General features: G+C 70.9%; 11 protein-coding genes and 1 pseudogene. 4 read left to right on the top strand and 8 right to left on the bottom strand.

Annotation, left to right across the window (positions count from 1 at the left end; translation table 11 throughout):
• The first annotated feature begins 603 nt into the window (after positions 1 to 603).
• A complete protein-coding gene (locus KM933_RS09120; RefSeq protein WP_221350067.1) occupies positions 604 to 1014 on the top strand; it encodes a RidA family protein in 411 nt (136 codons plus the stop codon).
• A 302-nt stretch (positions 1015 to 1316) separates the two neighbouring features.
• On the opposite strand, the gene KM933_RS09115 is transcribed toward KM933_RS09120, so the two are convergent.
• The 3 genes from KM933_RS09115 to KM933_RS09105 form a co-directional block, all read right to left on the bottom strand.
• On the bottom strand, positions 1317 to 2384 hold the full coding sequence (locus tag KM933_RS09115; protein WP_221350065.1) for an alkene reductase: 1068 nt from the start codon (positions 2382 to 2384) through the stop codon (positions 1317 to 1319).
• A 73-nt stretch (positions 2385 to 2457) separates the two neighbouring features.
• Positions 2458 to 3108: an SAM-dependent methyltransferase gene (locus KM933_RS09110; protein ID WP_221350063.1), complete on the bottom strand. Its 651-nt coding sequence runs from the start codon at positions 3106 to 3108 to the stop codon at positions 2458 to 2460.
• A 15-nt stretch (positions 3109 to 3123) separates the two neighbouring features.
• Positions 3124 to 4626, bottom strand: coding sequence for an MFS transporter (locus KM933_RS09105; RefSeq protein ID WP_260333283.1), 1503 nt, complete (start codon positions 4624 to 4626; stop codon positions 3124 to 3126).
• Between the two features lie 131 nt (positions 4627 to 4757).
• On the opposite strand from KM933_RS09105, the gene KM933_RS09100 reads away from it, so the two are divergent.
• From KM933_RS09100 to KM933_RS09095, 3 genes and pseudogenes are all read left to right on the top strand, one after another.
• On the top strand, positions 4758 to 5327 hold the full coding sequence (locus KM933_RS09100) for a helix-turn-helix domain-containing protein (protein WP_221350061.1): 570 nt from the start codon (positions 4758 to 4760) through the stop codon (positions 5325 to 5327).
• 59 nt (positions 5328 to 5386) lie between these two features.
• Positions 5387 to 5603: pseudogene (locus KM933_RS39115) on the top strand (hypothetical protein); the annotation flags it as partial.
• A 293-nt stretch (positions 5604 to 5896) separates the two neighbouring features.
• On the top strand, positions 5897 to 6616 hold the full coding sequence (locus KM933_RS09095) for a hypothetical protein (protein WP_221350059.1): 720 nt from the start codon (positions 5897 to 5899) through the stop codon (positions 6614 to 6616).
• A gap of 765 nt (positions 6617 to 7381) precedes the next feature.
• On the opposite strand, the gene exaC is transcribed toward KM933_RS09095, so the two are convergent.
• The 5 genes from exaC to KM933_RS09070 form a co-directional block, all read right to left on the bottom strand.
• Positions 7382 to 8905, bottom strand: a complete 1524-nt coding sequence (exaC, locus tag KM933_RS09090; RefSeq protein WP_221350056.1) for an acetaldehyde dehydrogenase ExaC — start codon at positions 8903 to 8905, stop codon at positions 7382 to 7384.
• 103 nt (positions 8906 to 9008) lie between these two features.
• Positions 9009 to 10301, bottom strand: coding sequence for a GAF domain-containing protein (locus KM933_RS09085; RefSeq protein ID WP_221350055.1), 1293 nt, complete (start codon positions 10299 to 10301; stop codon positions 9009 to 9011).
• A 150-nt stretch (positions 10302 to 10451) separates the two neighbouring features.
• The gene (locus KM933_RS09080; protein WP_221350053.1) at positions 10452 to 11063 is read right to left on the bottom strand and encodes an N-acetylmuramoyl-L-alanine amidase; all 612 of its coding nucleotides are present in this window, start codon (positions 11061 to 11063) and stop codon (positions 10452 to 10454) included.
• A 188-nt stretch (positions 11064 to 11251) separates the two neighbouring features.
• Entirely contained in the window at positions 11252 to 12265 is a 1014-nt protein-coding gene (locus KM933_RS09075; RefSeq protein ID WP_221350051.1) for an acetamidase/formamidase family protein, read from the bottom strand.
• Between the two features lie 255 nt (positions 12266 to 12520).
• On the bottom strand, positions 12521 to 13729 hold the full coding sequence (locus tag KM933_RS09070; RefSeq protein WP_221350050.1) for an ROK family transcriptional regulator: 1209 nt from the start codon (positions 13727 to 13729) through the stop codon (positions 12521 to 12523).
• Between the last annotated feature and the right edge of the window lie 11 nt (positions 13730 to 13740).

The raw sequence follows: 13740 nt of genomic DNA, 5'->3' as shown, positions 1-13740 counted from the left end.
GTGATCCCAAATGATCCTTACCTGATGTATGTCCGCCCCATGGTTTTCCTTGGGCGGCCCGAAAGAGACGCCGCGCCACGGCGTACGGTCGGTCGCAACCGGAGGCGACACGGGCAGGAAGAGGGCCGGGCGGTCCGGAGCGCGGGGCCCGGACCCAACCGTTCCACACCTGCGCTGCACGGCAGTTGAACGATCCACAAGGGGATCCTTCAAGTCATGGCCGAAGACATTTCATCGCATGCTGTCAACCCTGGACCGAAATGCCGTTACCACTGAATGCCTTCGGTGGGCTGGCGAGAGACGCTGGTCGAGGTTCTCGCGCACGACCGCGACCAGCACCCGGGCTCTGCCGTCGTGGCACTCCCGGCTGGTGGATCACAGTCCGCCGCGTCCCGGGCCCCGGTGCCCGCGTCCCGGGCCCCGGAGGCCGGCCGACGGCATCCGCACCGTCCAGGCCGACCTGCTCGACGGGCTGCCCGGCGTTCACCTCCCCAGCCCCAGCCCCAGCGCTGGGCCCGTTCCTCGACCCCGGGTCGCTGTGGAGTGCTTGCCGGTGGAGAAATTGCGGTGCGCGCCGACACCACGCCAGGCAGACTCGCGGGCATGGCTGAGAAGATCGCCCGCATCAACCCCGAGCAGCTGCACGGAACGCCCGGCTACCACCACGTCACGGTGGTGGAGGCAGGGCGTACGGCCTACCTGGCGGGCCAGTGCCCGCTTGACCGGAACGGTGACCTCGTCGGTGCCGGTTCTCTGGAGGCGCAGGTCGACCAGGTGGTCGCGAACGCGCTCACCGCCCTGGCCGCGGCGAGCGCCCAGCCGCACCACGTGGTGCGGTCGGTGATCTACGTGCGGAGCGAGGAGAGGGACGCTCTCGGAGCCGTATGGCGCCGGCTCACCGAGTCTGCCCTGGGGCCGGCGTTCACCACCGCCAGCACGCTCCTGGGCGTTGCCCAGCTGGGCTTTTCCGGACAGCTCGTCGAGGTGGATCTCACCGTGGCGCTGCCTGGCTGACTTCGAGCGGCGTGTCGGATCGGGTGGCCGGAGCGCCTTCCTGCACTTGGCGAGTCTGTGATGGCACATGAGGGTCGCGGCGACGGCGGTGAAGGCGAGGAAAATGCACGTGGCCCTGCCGGGGGCGCTGTGCGATGTGCTCGGTGCACGCCGGGCAGTGGCGGGAGGCGAAGGCGCGCGGGACGAGACGGGCTCAGTTCCTCGGGGCCGCGGAGTCGTTGTCGGCCAGGTGGGGGCCATCCCCGCGCCCGCGGGGATGGCCCCCGGCCCGGCCCCCTACGGGAGGGCTGGATGCGGCCTTGTCAGAGGGCTGGGTAGTCGGTGTAGCCGCGGTGGTCGCCGCCGTAGAACGTGTTCACGTCGGGCTGGTTCAAGGGTGCCCGGGTCTTCCAGCGGTGGACGAGGTCGGGGTTGGCGATGAAGGCGCGTCCGACGGCGACGAGGTCTGCCTGGTCGTTGTCGAGCAGGGCCTGGGCGATGGTGGCGTCGGTGACGGGGTCCCAGCCGTTGCTGACGATGCGGGATCCGGCGAAGCGTCGGGAGAGGTCCTCGATGAGGGGTGTGGTGGGGTCTCCGATGGTGTGCAGGTAGGCCAGACCCATGGTGGAGAGGGCGTCGACGAGCGTGCGGTAGGTGGCGGCGGTGTCGTCCGCGTCGTCCTCGACGGTGCCGTGGAGGTTGATGGCGGGTGAGATGCGGATGCCGACGCGTTCGCTGCCGATGGCGTCCGAGACGGCCTGGGCGACCTCGGTGACGAAGCGGGCGCGTGCCTGGGGGGTGCCGCCGTAGGAGTCGGTGCGCTGGTTGGTGTTGGGGGCGAGGAACTGGTGGAGCAGGTAGCCGTTGGCGGCGTGGAGCTCGATGCCGTCGAGTCCGGCGTCGGCGGCGGCCCGTGCGGCGCGGGCGTACTCGTCGATGACGGCGGGGATCTCGTCGGTGCCCAGGGCGCGGGGGGTGGGGTGGGGCTGGGGGCCGGTGGCGGTGAACATCTCGCCGGGTGCGGCGACGGCGCTGGGGGCGACGGTTTCGGCGTGGTGCTTGTTGTCGGGGTGCGAGATGCGTCCGGCGTGCATGATCTGCGCGACGATGCGCCCGCCGTGCTGGTGGACGGCGTCGGCGACGGTGCGCCAGGCGGCGGTCTGGGCGGGGGTGTGCAGGCCGGGTGAGTTCATGTATCCCTGGCCCACGGTGCTGGGCTGCACGCCTTCGGTGATGATCAGTCCGGCGGTGGCCCGCTGCCCGTAGTAGTCGGCCATGAGGCGGGTCGGTACGCCGTCGGGGGTGGCGCGGTTGCGGGTCATGGGTGCCATGACGATGCGGTTGTCCAGTGTCCATTTGCCGACGGTCACCGGTGAGAACAGGTCTGCCATGGGATCTCCTTGAGTGTGGGCTGCGCGCGTCGCGAGGGGGGCGCAGCCGGGGGTGCGGGTCGGGTGGGGGTTCTCAGGTGCGCCGGATGGTGACGACGGTGTCGGTCACGGTTGCTGTCCGGCCGTTGGGGCCGGTCGCTTCGCGTTCGGGGGTGGCCAGGCGGACAGGGGTGAACCGGGCGGGGTCCAGCGCGAGTTCGTTGAAGATCTCTTCGGGGCGGGGGAAGCGGGTGTCGGGGTCGGTGTTCCAGGCCCAGGGACGGACCGAGCCGTGGTCGACGACGAGCAGGAGCCCGCCGGGGGCGAGGGCGTGAGCGGCCCGGCGCAGGATGTCGGCACGGGGGAGGTCGTAGGGGGTCTGGAGGTACTGGGCGGAGACGAGGTCGAACGTGCCGGTGGGGAAGGCTTCGGCGAGGTCGTTCCGCTGGACGGACACCCGGTCGGTGACGCCTGCGCGGGCTGCGTGCTGTGTGAGGCGCTGCAGTGCGGTGGGGGCGATGTCGACGGCGGTGACGTGCCAGCCGTGGGTGGCGAGCCAGACGGTGTCGCCGCCTTCGCCGCATCCCAGGTCCAGAGCGTGTCCGGGAGGAGAGAGGCGGGCTGCGGTTTCGGCGAGTACCGGGTTGGGGTTGCCCTTCCGCACGGCGTCCTTGCCGCGGTAGAGGTTCTCCCAGAACCGGGCCGCTTCGGACGGGGCTTGCGCGTCGTGGGTGGGGTCTTGCATCGGGTGGCCTTTCGGTCAGTGGGCGAGGGCTGGGTCGGTGGGCTGAGCGGAGGGGGTCTTGGGGGTTTTCACCAGGACGGCCAGGATGAGGACGGCTGCGGCCATGAGTGCTCCGGCGACGATGAACGCGATGCGGTAGCCGTGCAGGAAGCCCTGAAGCTGCAGGGCGCGGGATGCTTCGCGGCCTGCCGGGGTGCGGGGGTCGAGGTAGCCGGCGACGGCGGCGAGGTAGAGGGTGTTGAGGAGTGCCGGGCCGAGTGCCGCGCCGATCTGCTGGCTGGTGGTGAGTGCGGCGCTGGCCACTCCGACGTCGCGCGGGCCGACGCCGGACAGCGCGACGTCGGGGCCCGCCAGGAAGAACAGGCCCACGCCCGCACTCACGAGGATCTGGGTCGGCAGGACCTCCCCGGTGTAGCCGGAGGCGCTGTCCAGGCGGGTGAGCCACAGCAGCCCTGCGGTGGCCAGGGCGGTGCCGGCGACCATCAGGGGCCTGGGGCCGAAGCGGGTGACCAGGGGCGGGCCGAGTGTGGTGGTGGCGATGATCCCGGCGCTGAAGGGCAGGAAGGCGATGCCGGCCTGCAGCGGGGTGTAGTGGAGGTTGACCTGGAGGAAGTACGTCATGAAGAGGTTCATGCCGAACATGCCGGCGCCGATGAGGAGGTTGGCCAGGAACACTGCGGCACGGTTGCGTTCCATGACCACTCGCAGCGGCAGCAGGGGATGGGCGGCACGGCGTTCCACGAGCACGAACGCGGTCAGCAGCAGGACGGCGGACGCCAGGAGGATCACGGTGGCGGGAGCCGTCCAGCCTCCGCCGTCGGCGGCCCGGGTGAAGCCGTGGACGAGGGCGACCAGCCCGCCGGTCACCAGCAGGGTGCCGGGAAGGTCGTAGTGCCGGTCGCCCGCGGCGCGGCTCTCCCGGACGAAGGGCCGGGCGGCGAGGGCGACGAGCAGGGCGATGGGGACGTTGATGTACATGCACCAGCGCCAGCCCGCGTACTCGGTGAGGACACCGCCCAGGAGAAGCCCGACGGCTCCGCCACCGCCCTGGAACGCGCCGAAGATCCCGAATGCCTTGGCACGTTCTCCGGGGTCGGTGAAGGCAACGGTGACAAGGGAGAGCGCCGCGGGTGCCAGGAGCGCGGCGAAGGCACCCTGCAGGGCGCGTGCGGTGAACAGGGTGCCCGGGTCGGGTGCCAGGCCGCCGAGCATGGAGGCCGCGGCAAAGCCCAGCAGCCCGATGACAAGGACGCGCTTACGGCCGGCGAAGTCGGCGATGCGCCCGCCCAGGAGCAGCAGACCCCCGAAAGCGAGTGCGTAGGCGGTGATCATCCACTGGCGGTTCGCGTCCCCCATCCCGAGGTCGCTCTGCGCCTGCGGCAGCGCGATGTTCACGATGGACACATCCAGCACGACCATGAGGGTGGCGACCGACGCGACGATCAGCGCCATCCACCGGCGCGGATCCGGCGCATCCGCATCCTGGGCCTTTCCGGCGGTGCGGGCGGAAGCAGACATCGGCAGCTCTCCTGAGCAGTGAGGGGCGAGGGCTAGGTGGGCCACGGATCAGGTGGCTCACGTCGCCAGGAGAGTGCGCCCGGGTCACAGCAAATTGCAATCCTTCATGCCGGTTCGGCAAGATGCGGAGCATGAGCGACTTCGAGGACGTGCTGGCCGGTGTCGGACCCCGGCTGCGGGAGCTGCGCCACCGGCACGCCATCACGCTGGCCGCGCTGGCCGAACTCACGGGGATCTCGGAGAGCACGCTCTCCCGCCTGGAGGGTGGAGGCCGCAAGCCCAACCTGGAACTGCTGCTGCCCCTGGCCCGGGCCTACAATGTCCCGCTCGACGAACTCGTCGGCGCTCCGCAGACGGGCGATCCCCGCGTGCACCTACGCCCCGTCACGCGCGACGGCATGACCTACGTGCCGCTGACCCGCAGGCCGGGCGGCATGCACGCGCACAAGCTCGTCATCAGCCCCGCCGCAGGTGAGCCCGAGCTCCGGACGCATGAGGGCTATGAGTGGATCTATGTCCTCAACGGCAGGTTCCGCCTTCACCTCGGCGACCGCGTCCTGGTGCTGGCGCCGGGGGAGGTCGCGGAATTCGACACCCACGTCCCGCACTGGCTGGGCCCCGACAACGACCAGCCGGTGGAGCTGCTGGTCATCTTCGGCAAGCAGGGCGAACGCGCCCACCTGCGCGCCCGCCCCGCCTGACAGCCCTCGCGCAGTAGGTGGAGCGGGAAGGCGCGGACCGGTCCGTGCCGCGCGGCCAGGGCGTGTACGCCTCGCGGGTGATGACGCCGCGCGGCTCGACCGCCGTGACCGGCCTGGACCGCCGTGACCGGCCTGGAGCTGATGAGCGCCCCGCACCCGCCGACCCGCGCCTCCGAGCCGGACGCGACGGGTGAGCGGTACTCCGGGCGCGACCCCGGCCCACTGGGCAAGGACGCCATCGACCCGCTGAACTGGCCGTCGTGCGAGGTTCCGGACCTGCCCGGCGAGTTGTGGCGCGCCACTGAGCACTTCAGTCGGCGGATGAACGCGGCACGTGGCGGATCTGTGCGTTGTCATCGGCGGGTCGGCTGTCAGGACGCCGTTGGCCGGCCGACCTGCCCCGCGACGGTTGCCGGGAATCGGCAGCGTGGGGCCTGGATGATCTGCCCGCTGTCCGCGTTATCTGCCTGCTTCTGGTGGTGGACGCTGTACCCACCTCGGAGTCGAGGGTGAAACGCGCACGTCACGGGCGCTGCGCGATGGATCCAGGTGAAATGCGGGGGAGAAGGATGGCTGAGGCCGCGTGGAAGCCGGGACTGCGGGCGGTGGTCTGGATGCTGGTCGGCCTGCTGGTGGCCGGTTTCGGGATGGCGATGGCCGGTGAGGTTCGCGGGGCGCTGGAGCGGGAGCGGGAGTTCGGGGCTGCGCCGGACTGCGCTTCCGCGCCGGTCGAGGTGTCGGCCTGTCTGTGGGAGCAGGACTTCACCGTCCGTAAGGCCGCACTGCACCGCGGCAAGAGGGACAAGTCGCCGGAGGCGGAGCTGGTGTTGCCCAGCGGCAGGCCGTGGCACGTGACGTTTGGCAACACCGATCCGGTGGTGTCGGAGATGGAGCCGGACGACAAGGTCGTCGGCCTGATCTGGTACGGGGACGTCATTGAGGTCCGGGACGCCGACGGGCGGCGTCAGCAGACGTCCGACGGGCCCGTGGGATGGCCGGAGGACCGGCTCGGCGGGGCGATCGGCTGCATATCGTTCGGTGCGGTGGCCTTCATCGGCGGCCTGTGGGGGCTGCTCGGCCGCCGCAGCCGGCGGCAGGTGGTGGCCGCAGCCGTCGTGCGGTGGCACGGTCTCGGAATAGGTGCCGCAGCCATCGTGACCCTGTGGGTGCAGGCGGCCGCCGGCTGGCCGATGTGGTCGATTCCCGTGGGCTGGGGTGTGCTGACACTGCTCCTGCTGGGCTCCGCGGTGGGCTTTGTCGTCGCCGCACTCCGCGGCGCCGACAAATGACCGAACGGTGAGCGCCCGGCGTTCCGGCCGCCGGGCCGCTCACCTCCCCCTGCGTGCACGCCATGCCGGGCGCATGCGGTGGACGGCGTCCCGCGGCAGCTGTCCATCGCGGCCGCCGTCGATTCAATCCTTGAACCGCAGGTGAGGAGGCGTGCCGCTCCGGCCCCGCCAGCCGAGGCACTCAACCCGCCAGCCCATGCGCTCATCCGCCGGCGACCGACACAAAGGGTGGTCAGCTCGCCGACCTCGAACTTTCGCCGCCGCCCAGCTCGTCACCACCGGCCGTACCCGTCGGCTCCGCTTCACGACCTGATGGCCCGGAACCGACGGGGTCACCCGGGCGATCGATCGGCCCAAGGTCTTGCCGAGCCCGGCTGACCAGCCACTTCAACCGCCCCGGTGATCCGCACCACCACCCCGGGGAAGTGAAACCCGGCGCCCACCCGACGCGACAACCGGGCCATCAACTTGCCCCAGCATTGAGGGTGGTAATAACAGGCCCTTCGGCATGGACCTTGGAGACATTGCCGGAAGCCACACACGACCTGACCGCGGCCCGGGTCCATGGCCTTCCCGCTGCCCTCGACAGTAGAGAGGACGCATGAGCCGGTCCTTGGCCCGGAAGTACCCCGGAACAGCTGGTCGGAGGCGGGACAGCAGTGGGACATATCAGGAGTTGCGCTGCGCTTCACCCCGTTACCTGGATACACGCCGGGAAGGGCGCCCGACAGGTGAACTGCCCGGGCGGGCGCCCTTTTCTGGCGTCTAGAAGAAGCCCAGTTTCTTCGGCGAGTACGACACGAGGAGGTTCTTCGTCTGCTGGTAGTGCTCCAACATCATCTTGTGGTTCTCGCGGCCGATGCCGGACTGCTTGTAGCCGCCGAACGCCGCGTGTGCCGGATACGCGTGGTAACAGTTCGTCCACACCCGGCCGGCCTGGATCGACCGCCCCGCGCGGTACGCCGTGTTGATGTCCCGCGTCCACACGCCGGCCCCGAGCCCGTAGAGGGTGTCATTGGCGATCTTGATGGCGTCGTCGAAGTCCGAGAACGACGTGACGGACACGACGGGGCCGAAGATCTCCTCCTGGAAGATCCGCATCCTGTTGTCGCCCTGGAAGATCGTCGGCTGCACGTAGTACCCGCCCGCCAGTTCGCCGTCGTATTCGACGCGATGTCCGCCCGTCAGTACCTTGGCGCCCTCCTGCTGGCCTATGTCCAGATAGGAGAGGATCTTCTCGAGCTGGTCGTTGGATGCCTGGGCGCCGATCATCGTCCCGGTGTCGAGCGGATGGCCGGGCTCGATAAGCTCGGTGCGGGCCACCGCCGCGTCGAGGAACTCGCTGTAGCAGCCCTGCTGGACGAGCGCCCGGGACGGGCAGGTGCAGACCTCGCCCTGGTTCAGCGCGAACATGGTGAAGCCTTCGAGCGCCTTGTCCCGGAAGTCGTCGTCCCGCGCCCACACGTCGTCGAAGAAGATGTTCGGCGACTTGCCGCCGAGTTCTAGCGTCACCGGCTTGATGTTCTCCGAGGCGTACTGCATGATCAACCGCCCCGTCGTGGTCTCCCCGGTGAAGGCGACCTTCGCCACCCGGGGACTGGACGCCAAGGGCTTGCCCGCCTCGACGCCGAAACCGTTGACGATGTTCACGACGCCCGGTGGCAGCAGGTCCGAGACCAGACTCATCAAGTAGTGGATCGACGCCGGGGTCTGCTCGGCGGGTTTGATCACCACCGCGTTGCCCGCCGCGAGCGCCGGTGCCAGCTTCCACACCGCCATCAGGATCGGGAAGTTCCACGGGATGATCTGCGCCACGACCCCCAGCGGCTCGTGGAAGTGGTACGCCACCGTGTCGTCGTCGACCTCGCCGAGCGACCCCTCCTGCGCACGGATGGCCCCCGCGAAGTAGCGGAAGTGGTCGATGGCGAGGGGAATGTCGGCGGCCAGGGTCTCCCGGACGGGCTTGCCGTTCTCCCAGCTCTCCGCGACCGCGAGCTTCTCCAGGTTCGCCTCCATCCGGTCGGCGACCTTGAGGAGGATGTCGGCCCGCGCGGTCACCGACGTACGGCCCCAGGCCGGAGCGGCGGCGTGTGCCGCGTCGAGCGCGCGCTCCACGTCCTCGGCCGTGCCGCGCGCCACCTCCGTGAACGGCTGCCCGTTCACCGGGCTCGGGTTCTCGAAGTACTGCCCACGGGCGGGCTCCACATACTCGCCCCCGATGAAGTGGTCGTACCGCGACCGGTAGGAGACGATCGCGCCTTCGGTGCCGGGCGCCGCGTAACGGGTCATGTGCTCTGCCTCCCGAGGAAGGGCCGCCCGCCGTTGGGCGGCTCCCACCACGACGGTAGGGACAAGGAGGTTGCAGGTACGTTGCGCGCCGGAGCGGAGGGCTTCAGCGCCGCGCCCGGCCGGGGAACGTGGACTGCAACGTGGACTGCAACGCGGACTGCTCGGCCTCCAACTGTGCGAGCCGCGCCCGTACCGGTGCCGTCGGGCGGGAGGCGGCCAGGGCCCGCCACACCTGGAGGTCCTCCTCGCCCCATGACGCATGGGCCCAGTGCGCGAGCAGGTCGGGGTCGCGGCCGGAGACGAGGGCCGCGCGCAGTCCGTCCGCGAGCCGTCGGCGCAGCCGGACCACCGCCGGCGCCTGCGAACCCGGCAGCAGCGGACCGGCGTACGCCGCCACGGCTGCCGTGACCGCACCGGCGCCGAGTCTGCGCTCCACCACCGCGACATCGGACTCGACCGCGACCGTGAGCCGGTACGGCCGTGAAGCCAGGACCCCGGCCCCGAGCAGCCGCCGCAGGCGGGCCAGCTCGGCGCGCAACGTCACCGGCGTCACCCACTCGTCCTCGTACAGCGCGCACAGCAACGCGTCGCCCGTGAGACCGTCCGGATGCCTGGACAGCAGGACCAGGAGCTCGCTGTGCCTACGGCTCAGACGCAGTGTGCGGCCACTGGTCACGAGCAGGGCCTCGTCCCGGCCCAGAGCCGTCAGCTGCAGGGCGTCGGTGGCGGTCGGCACCGGACTGAGCAGGGCCAGCTGGGACTCGGCGGCCCGTGCCACGGCCTGCACGAAGCCCAGGCTGTGCGGATGCGCGAGCCCGTCCCCGCCGGTGATGTCGACGGCGCCGAGCAGCCGTCCCGTACGCGGGTCGTGCACCGGAGCGGCTGCGCATGTCCACGGCTGGACGCGGCGTATGAAGTGCTCCGCCGCGAACACCTGCACCGGCCGGTCGAGCGCGACCGCCGTGCCCGGGGCGTTCGTGCCCATCACGGACTCCGCCCACCGTGCGCCCGGCACGAAGTTCATGCCGTCCGCCTTCTGCCGTGTACCGGGGTGGCCCTCGACCCACAGGAGTCTGCTCTGCGCGTCGCACACGGCCAGCAGATGCTCGCCGTCCGACGCGAACGTGCCCATGAGTTCCCGGAACAGCGGCATGAGCGGGGCCAACGGGTGTTCCGACCGGTACGATCCGAGGTCCCCGTCGGTGAGCTCCACGGACGCGGAGCCGTCCGGCCCGACCCCGGCCCGCGCTGAACGCCGCCAGGATTCGGCGACCACGGACCGTACCGGCCGCGGTACCGTGCCCGCCTCGGTGAACGTCTCGTGCGCGCGCTGCAGCACGCGCACCCGTTCCACCGGATCGGTGCCCGGATCGAGGGCCACCCATGGATCGGTCAACTCGGCCTCCCGGAGGGCGCTGGGACTGGATGCGGGGCCGCTGGTGACATCGTCACTCCAGCGGCCGGCACGGACAAGCGTCGCGGCCAGCCCGGCAAGCGCCGCCGCCTCCCTTGCGCCGGTCGGCTGCGCGGCATCCGCGCCGGTCGGCTAGGCGGAGTCGACCATTCTGATGTAGCGCGTCCAGTCCCAGTGCGGACCGGGATCGGTGTGGTCGCTGTCCGGCACCTCGTAGTGCGCGAGTATGTGAGAACGGTCCTTGGGGATCGCGTACTTGGCGCAGATCGCCGCGGTCAGCTTCGCCGACTCCTCGTACTGGGCGTCGGTGAAGTACGCGGGCTTGTCCACCCAGCCCTCGTGCTCGATTCCGATGCTGCGGGTGTTGTAGTCCCAGATGCCCGCGTGCCAGGCGATGTCACGCTCCCTGACCATCTGTGCGATGTGGCCGTCGGAGGACCGGACCACGTAGTGCGCGGACACCTGCTTCTTCGGGTTCTGGAAGATGGCGAGGGTGTCCGCGTAGGTCGCCTGTGTCACATGGATGACGACGAAGTCGACGGGGTGGCTCGTGGGACGGTCGGCCACCGTGTAGTTGGACCTGTTCGCCGGGGCCCACTCGGACTGCGGATAGTCGATGCCCCGCGGTGCGGCGCCCGCCCGCGGGGTGGGGAGCAGCGTGGTGGAGAGCGTGGCCAGGGCCGCGCTCTGGAGCAGGCGCCGCCTGCTCGGCAGGGAAGTGGGCAGGAACTTGGCTCGGTCCACGGGTTTCCTCTCAAAAAACAGCGACCATTTATTTCGGCGGGCGGCGGGCGGCGGGCGGCGGGCGGCGGGCGGCGGGCGGCGGAAGCGGGTGGTGGGCGGCCGGGCAACGAGCACGCGGCGGGGAGCACGGGACGGTGGTCGGTGGTTCGGGTGGACGCCCGCCTTTGGTCACACCGTGCGCACAGGGCTCAACGTCCCAGGGCCGCGGCCGCTTCGCGCATCCGGGCATGCAGCCCTCGATGCGTCTCCCGCTCGGGCAGCCACTCCTTACGGATCTTGGCCACGCAGGTGTAGTTGGTGTCGCAGACGTTGGCCAGCGGCGACTCGACGGCCTGGGTGGCGAACTGGTGGGCATCCATTTCGCTGAACCCGTAGTCGCGCGCCAGCCATTGCACCAGGTCGAGCTGCGATATGCGGAACGCGTCCTCCAGGGGGCGTGCCGAGCCGGTCGAGATGATGTGCGTGTCGGACTCGATGCGCGGCCACGGCGTGGAGATCCCCTTGAGCAGCTCGACGATCACCATCGTGTTCATCGCGCACTCCACGGCGACCCCGCAGGTCTCGCCCTCACCCTGCCGTGCGTGGCCGTCACCGAGACTGAGCAGGGCGCCCTCGACGTTCACCCCGAGGTAGCAGGTGACGCCGGTCCGCATCTCGGGCGTGTCCATGTTCCCGCCGTGCGCGTCCGGCACCAGGGCGGAGCGCACCTCCAGATTGGCCGGCGCCACTCCCACGGTGCCGTGCATGGGATCCATGGGCAGCTCGATCCGGATGTCGCTGTCCCGTGCGCTGAACAGAGCGGTGCGGCGCGCCCGGTCGAGCTGCCAGATCCACACCGTCTCCGGGAGCGGCGGTTGCAGCGTGGCCGTGGCGTGCGTGGAGGTCAGCGCCCCGAACAGCGGGACCGTGGTCGACGCCGCCCGGTCCCGAGCCGGTTCGATCGACACGAAGTGCACCGCGACGGTGTCACCCGGTTCCGCGCCCTCCACGTGGAACGGCCCTGTCTGCGGGTTGAGGAACGGGAACTCGCACACCTCGGACACCAGGTCCTTCTCCGAGCGCACCCGCCCGGCGAAGCAGTCCTCCGTGTAGAGGTCGAGAACCGTACCCGGTGCGATGCGCGCCACCGGCGCCGCACCACCGAACGTCCACGCGTACTCGCCCGGTTCGGGTCGGACGGTCAGGATCCGAGGGTCGCTCATGCTTGCGCTGCTCCGTTCACCCGATGGCGGTGTCTCGCGTGAATCACGGTACGGGCCCCGTCGGTCGAGGAGGAGGAGCCGGCCCGGTTCCGTGGACAGCACCGCGATTGTGGACAACCCGGTCACCCGAAGGGAGGCATTGCGGCATTCCGAGTGCCGTTGCCGTCAGCAGTACCGGAGTTGGTGCCGAAGCACCGTCGGAGCTGATGCCGAGGCACCGTCGGCGAGTCCGGACCGGCGAGGCCGGGCTCGCCCCTACCCTCCGCCCCCCACCGCCGCCGGGTCGTCGAGCACGGCACGCACGACGGAATGCGCGGCCCCCAGCAGCGGGCCCTGCGGACCGAGCGAGGAAACCGACACCGGGCAGGCGGGGCCCGCCGTCCGGCGCGCCAGCTCCCGTTCCAGCGACGGCAGCAGCCAGGGCGCGAGCCCGGACAGTGCCCCGCCCAGCACCACGGCCTCCGGGTCCAGCAGATTGACGGCCCCCGTCAGCGCGATGCCCAGCGCGTCACCGGCGTCGCGCAGGGCCCGCCGTACGTTCTCGTCACCCGCCGCCGCGTGCTCGGCCAGCAGCCCGACACGGTCCCCGCCGGGTTCCAGACCGGCCGCGCGCAGCACGGCCTCCTCGCCCGCGTACTGCTCGAGGCACCCGCGTCCGCCACAGCCGCACGCGGGCCCCTCGGGCCGTACCGGCACATGCCCCAACTCACCGGCGAAACCCCGCGTCCCGCGCAGCAGCCGCCCGTCCACCACCACGGCTCCGCCGATGCCGATCTCCGCGGAGACGTGCAGGAAGTCGCGCGGCGCCTCCTCGTTGAGCCAGAGCTCGGCCAGACCGCCGAAGTTCGCCTCGTTGTCGACGGTCAGCGGCAGTCCGTCCGGCAGCAGAGGGCCGAGGTCCGTGTCGTGCCAGCCGAGGTTGGGGGCACGCACCACGGTCCGGGCGTCCCGCGCCACCAGGCCCGGTACGGCGACAGCCAGACCTGCCGGCCACAGCCCTTCCCCGTCCGCCTCGGCGACGATCTGCCGTACCAGTCCGGTCAGTTCCCGCAGCACGGGTTCCGGTGCGCGACCGCGGTTGGTGCCGTTTCGCACGATCCGTGCGCGGACCGTGCCCCGCAGATCGACCGCGCACACGGCGAGATGGTCGACACCCACCTCCGCGCCGATGCCCGCCGGGCCGCGTCCGCTCAGGGCCAGCGCGGAACCGGGCCGTCCAACCCGGCCCGGCCGCTCGGGGCCCAGTTCCTCCAAGAGTCCCGAGCGGATCAGTTCGTCCACGAGGGTCGAGACGGCCGCCCGGGTCAGCCCGATGCGGGAGGCGACGGCCGCGCGGGACAGCGGTCCGTCCGCGTTCACGGTGTGCAGCACCCGTGAGAGGTTGCGGCGGCGCATGCCCTGCTGCGTGTCGGGCAGCCGTCGGCCGGGGCTGCTGGGGTGTGCTTCGTGAAGCGGTGCGGTCATGCCTGAGTCAG

Origin of the sequence: Streptomyces beigongshangae, from assembly GCF_019710745.1 — a bacterium.
Lineage (GTDB): Bacteria > Actinomycetota > Actinomycetes > Streptomycetales > Streptomycetaceae > Streptomyces > Streptomyces beigongshangae.
The sequence above is the reverse complement of the archived record's forward strand: the minus strand, read 5'-3'. Positions and strand labels throughout refer to the sequence as shown.

What these genes read in the sequence shown, in the direction of transcription:
- KM933_RS09120 (WP_221350067.1), top strand. Translation starts at nt 604, where the DNA reads ATGGCTGAGAAGATCGCCCGCATCAACCCCGAGCAGCTGCACGGAACG.
- KM933_RS09115 (WP_221350065.1), bottom strand. Translation starts at nt 2,384, where the DNA reads ATGGCAGACCTGTTCTCACCGGTGACCGTCGGCAAATGGACACTGGAC.
- KM933_RS09110 (WP_221350063.1), bottom strand. Translation starts at nt 3,108, where the DNA reads ATGCAAGACCCCACCCACGACGCGCAAGCCCCGTCCGAAGCGGCCCGG.
- KM933_RS09105 (WP_260333283.1), bottom strand. Translation starts at nt 4,626, where the DNA reads ATGTCTGCTTCCGCCCGCACCGCCGGAAAGGCCCAGGATGCGGATGCG.
- KM933_RS09100 (WP_221350061.1), top strand. Translation starts at nt 4,758, where the DNA reads ATGAGCGACTTCGAGGACGTGCTGGCCGGTGTCGGACCCCGGCTGCGG.
- KM933_RS09095 (WP_221350059.1), top strand. Translation starts at nt 5,897, where the DNA reads ATGGCTGAGGCCGCGTGGAAGCCGGGACTGCGGGCGGTGGTCTGGATG.
- exaC (WP_221350056.1), bottom strand. Translation starts at nt 8,905, where the DNA reads ATGACCCGTTACGCGGCGCCCGGCACCGAAGGCGCGATCGTCTCCTAC.
- KM933_RS09075 (WP_221350051.1), bottom strand. Translation starts at nt 12,265, where the DNA reads ATGAGCGACCCTCGGATCCTGACCGTCCGACCCGAACCGGGCGAGTAC.
- KM933_RS09070 (WP_221350050.1), bottom strand. Translation starts at nt 13,729, where the DNA reads ATGACCGCACCGCTTCACGAAGCACACCCCAGCAGCCCCGGCCGACGG.